Raw genomic sequence first — 4,655 nt, forward strand, 5'->3', positions numbered from 1 at the left:
CGGAAAAAATATTGCCGCTCAATCACAAACCGGAACCGGGAAAACAGCTGTCTTCCTGGTCGCTTTATTTAATCGGCTTTTGCACACTACAACAGCACAGAAGGGCAAAAAACAGCCTCGAGCCCTGATCATGGCCCCGACTCGGGAGCTGGTCCTCCAGATCCATCAGGAAGCCAAACTGCTCGGCAGCCATACAGGTTTGGTGGTTCAAGCTATTTTTGGCGGCATCGATTATGAAAAGCAGCGAGAAGCGCTCAAACAGCATGACATTGATATTATCATTGCCACCCCCGGACGATTGATTGATTATTTCAAACAAAAGATTTTCAATCTTAAAGCCATAGAAGTCCTGATCATTGACGAAGCCGACCGCATGTTTGATCTTGGATTTATTCCGGATCTCCGCTACATCTTACGTCGCTGTTCCCCCTATAATAAAAGACAGTCCCTGCTCTTTTCCGCCACTCTTTCCTACCGGGTGATGGAACTGGCCTACGAACATCTGGATATTACTGAATCCATTGTCATTACCCCCAACCAGCTGGCTGCCGAAAAAATCCAGCAGGGTCTTTACCATGTAGGTAAGAAAGAAAAAATTCCCCTGTTCTTCGGCCTGCTGGCCAGGGAAACTCCGGAGCGATCCCTGGTTTTCTGCAACACCAAAAGAATGGCGGAAATTCTGGTGGATTATCTTAAAGTTAATCACTACCCCGCCGCTGCGTTAACCGGTGATGTACCCCAGAAAAAACGATTGGCCATCCTTGAACGGTTCAAAAAGAAAGAAATCACCATTCTGATCGCCACTGATGTGGCCTCCCGGGGCCTGCACATTGACAACGTTACCCATGTTTTTAATTTTGACCTGCCCCAGGATGCCGAAGACTATGTCCATCGCATAGGCCGAACAGCCCGGGTGGGAGCCAGCGGCAAGGCCATTTCCCTGGCCAGTGAAGATGATGCTTTTTTCCTTGAACCCATTGAAACCCTGGTGGGAAAAATTGATATTCTCTGGGCTGAAAATGATGATTTTCGCACCGATATCAAACGACCACGAAAACGCCAGCGAACCGCCAGGAAGCCAATGGGCAAACCAGCAAAAAGACCGGCAGGAAAAAGATATGGCAGCAAGCGGAATAAAAATCGAAAAAAACCAACCTGACCGTGAACCTTGGATTAATCCCTTTCAGCTCTGAAGAACCACTTGCAATTATCCCCATTTATTGATAACTCAACTTTTCTGCTTGTGTTGTCAGGGACATATTGCCGGATGTTCGTAAATATTCGACTTTGTCTATAGATTGACAAATTTTTATTATTTCTCACAGAGACACGGAGTCACAGAGGGCAAATGACTCGGGTTCTCTGTGACTTTGTGCCTCTGTGAGAGTATTTTTTATCTTTTTTGAAAACGTAGTCGAATGTTTACGGATGTTCGGGCTTGGCTCATAGCGGTATTGGCCGCCGCACGAATCAGACGATAATCACGGATTGTTATTTCAATGAATAATAAAACAACCCATATTTACCGGGTACAATTTAAAACCGGGAACCGGAATTATTCCCTGCTGGCTCGCAGCATTGGCGAATCGGAAATGTTTGGTTTTATCGAGGTTTCCGACTTTATTTTTGAAGATAAAAAACGACTGATTATTTCCCCGGAAGATGATGCTTTACGGAAAGAATTTTCCCAGGTCAATTTTATCTGTATTCCCCATCAGTATATTCTGCGGATAGACAGTCTCAATGATGAACAGGACATCGGGGTATCCTACCTGAAAATTGCCGATGACCAGAAAAGCACAAAGGAGTAAACCATGCACGAACACCATGATCACGACAACCCCTGTGGCGAGCAACAAAGCATGAACTTTGAGGAAAAAATTGATCTACTGCTGGGCCACTGGATAGATCACAATGAAAGTCACCAGGAAGACTATAAAAAATGGGCCGCCCAGGCAAAAAAAGAGGGGAAAGATGAAATTGTTGAATTAATCCTGGCGGCCATGTCCCAGTTCAAAGAGGGCAATAACCGCCTGCGGCAAGCCAAGCAGATCCTGGAGATGAGCTAGGAGGCTGCCCGAAAATGCCATCTTGCCCCAACTCTGCGTTATTCGAGAAAAAAGTTCTATTCTCGGACAAGCTCCCAGATAACATCTGAATTGATAGGTAACGCCATATTGCAACAAGTATACAATCAACTGGAAAGTCGCGGTTTCATCTATCAGGCAACCCATGAGCAGGAATTACAGGACAAGCTGGCCGCAGAATCGCAGACTTTTTATATCGGCTTTGATCCAACTGCCGACAGTCTCCATGTGGGCAGTCTTATACCAATCATTGCCATGATGCATCTGCAACGGGCAGGACATCGTCCCATCGCTGTACTCGGTGGGGGGACGGCCATGGTTGGAGACCCCAGTGGCAAAACCGAGATGCGCCAGCTGCTGACCCGTGAAGATATTGATCTGAATGGAATCGGCATCCGGCGACAACTGGAACGCTTTCTAAAGCTGGAGCCCGGACAGGGATTGCTGATCAACAATGCCGACTGGCTGGAAAAACTGACCTATATCGATTTCCTTCGAGATGTTGGCCGCCACTTCAGCGTCAACCGGATGCTGACTGCCGAATCCTATCGCCAACGGCTTGATAGCGGCCTCTCATTCATTGAATTTAACTATATGCTGCTGCAGGCATATGATTTCTATATTCTAAACCGTGATTACCAGTGCACCATCCAGATGGGAGGACAGGATCAATGGGGCAATATTGTCGCCGGTGTTGATTTAATCCGCCGGATGGAGGGAAAAGAGACATATGGTATCACTTTCCCGCTCTTAACCACCAGCAACGGGGAAAAATTCGGTAAAACAGCTGCCGGAGCTGTCTGGCTGGATGAAAAACGTACTTCTGTATATGATTTCTATCAGTTCTGGCGTAATTGTGAAGATGGGGAGAGAGGCCGGCTTTTACGGCTCTTTACTTTCCTGCCGCTGGCGGAAATCAGCGAGCTGGAACAAATGGAGGATCAGGCCATCAACCGGGTTAAAGAAATTCTGGCATATGAAGTCACTTCCCTGGTCCATGGACCGCAGAAAGCTGCCGGGGCATATCGGACAGCGACAGGACAATTCGGTTCCGCCGACCCCGACAACCGGATTAAGACATCATCGGCCATTACTGCCATTAAACCGTCTGAATCTCCTGATTCACTGCCACAGAGTACCATAACCCGGCTGCAACTGAAAAAAGGAATAACCATAGTAGAACTATTCATTAAAACCGGTCTCTGTTCTTCCAAGGGACAGTCCAGACGCCTGCTGCAGCAGGGTGGTGGTTACTGTAATGACAGCCGGGTGACAGAAGACCGAGGAATCACTCAAAGCGATTTCAATGATGGACAGATAATGCTGCGGGCCGGTAAAAAACGTTATCACCGGATAGTTCTCCAATAACCCCAGATAAAATCCTGAGGTTTGAAAAGACAAAAAGGATACCAGCTAAGCTGGTATCCTTTTTTTACGCCATTCAGATTAAATCTCAAACCAATCAGGCCTGAGCCACCTCAGTTTCCCCAACCTGGTTACACAACCGCGTTAACCGGGAAATTTTCCGGGAAGCATTTTTTCGATGGATAACCCCTTTGCTGGCTGCCTTGTCAATAATGACAGAAACTCGCTGTAAGCTTTCCTGCAGGGTTTCAGGATTTTTCCCTTCCTCTGCCGCCAGCTGAAACTTTTTAATCGAAGATCTCATCTGGGATACCACCTGCCGATTTATTAACCGGCGTTTTTCATTCTGGCGCATCCGCTTTAATGCTGATTTATGATTTGCCAAGGGTCAACCTCCTCATGACTAAAAACCTATTTAGTTCAGATATAAACGTCGGGTAGTAGCTAACAAAATCACACCTTTTTGTCAAGCCTTTTATCCCCGCGAGTCAGAAACAAAAAGTTAATCAATATACTTGCTCAAGGGAAATTCGACAATACCTTTAGCACCGACAGCTTTCAATTCAGGAATCAGATCCCTCACCACTGACTGTCTCAGGGCCACAAATACATCCACCCATTGTTCATCAACCAGCTGGGATATGGTCGGCACCTTTTCAGCCGGCAGGGCGGCAATGGCTTCCTTGAGCTGCCGGCGTTTAATATTGAACATGAAGCCAACCCAGGTTCGGGCCTCCAGCGCCCCTTGTAACAACATTATCAAACGCTCAACTTTATCTTTTTTCCAGGAATCGTTATAGGATTTCTGGTTGGCGATAAAGACCGTTGAAGTCTCCAGGACCGTATCGATTATTTCCAGATTATTGGCCCTCAATGATGAACCGGTTTCAGTAATCTCAATGACAGCATCGGCAAGATGGGGGACTTTCACCTCCGTTGCCCCATATGAGTACTCAACTTTAGCCTGGACTCCTTTTTTCTGCAGATAACTGGTCGCCAGGTTCACCACTTCAGTCGCCACGGTTTTACCTTCCAGGTCCTTGACTGAACTGATTGGGCCGTCTTTTTTAGCCGCTAGCACCCAGCGGACTTTATTGAGCGTCGCCTTGGCATACTGCAATTCAGTTAGTTCCAGTACTTTGGCATCATTTTCCTTAACCCAGTCATGACCGGTAATCCCGGCATCAAGAATGCCGCTTTCCA

Annotated in this window: 6 protein-coding genes; 4 read left to right on the forward strand and 2 right to left on the reverse strand. The window is 46.9% G+C overall.

Features of this window, described 5'->3' with window-relative positions:
- The 4 genes from U9P07_03300 to tyrS all read left to right on the forward strand — a co-directional run.
- The coding region (locus U9P07_03300; protein ID MEA2108430.1) for a DEAD/DEAH box helicase at window positions 1–1,159 on the forward strand (1,159 nt) is incomplete at its 5' end.
- Window positions 1,160–1,499: 340 nt separating this feature from the next.
- Complete coding sequence (locus tag U9P07_03305) at window positions 1,500–1,811, forward strand: DUF1820 family protein (GenBank protein MEA2108431.1); 312 nt, start codon at window positions 1,500–1,502, stop codon at window positions 1,809–1,811.
- Window positions 1,812–1,814: 3 nt separating this feature from the next.
- Window positions 1,815–2,069 (forward strand): hypothetical protein, encoded by a 255-nt coding sequence (locus tag U9P07_03310; protein ID MEA2108432.1) that lies wholly within the window; start codon window positions 1,815–1,817, stop codon window positions 2,067–2,069.
- Window positions 2,070–2,177: 108 nt separating this feature from the next.
- Complete coding sequence (tyrS, locus tag U9P07_03315) at window positions 2,178–3,455, forward strand: tyrosine--tRNA ligase (GenBank protein MEA2108433.1); 1,278 nt, start codon at window positions 2,178–2,180, stop codon at window positions 3,453–3,455.
- 94 nt (window positions 3,456–3,549) lie between these two features.
- On the opposite strand, the gene rpsT is transcribed toward tyrS, so the two are convergent.
- Both rpsT and hisG read right to left on the reverse strand, forming a co-directional pair.
- The gene (gene rpsT, locus U9P07_03320; GenBank protein MEA2108434.1) at window positions 3,550–3,837 is read right to left on the reverse strand and encodes a 30S ribosomal protein S20; all 288 of its coding nucleotides are present in this window, start codon (window positions 3,835–3,837) and stop codon (window positions 3,550–3,552) included.
- Window positions 3,838–3,954: 117 nt separating this feature from the next.
- The coding region (gene hisG / locus U9P07_03325; GenBank protein ID MEA2108435.1) for an ATP phosphoribosyltransferase at window positions 3,955–4,655 on the reverse strand (701 nt) is incomplete at its 5' end.

Source organism: Pseudomonadota bacterium (assembly GCA_034660915.1).
Taxonomy (GTDB): domain Bacteria; phylum Desulfobacterota; class Anaeroferrophillalia; order Anaeroferrophillales; family Anaeroferrophillaceae; genus DQWO01.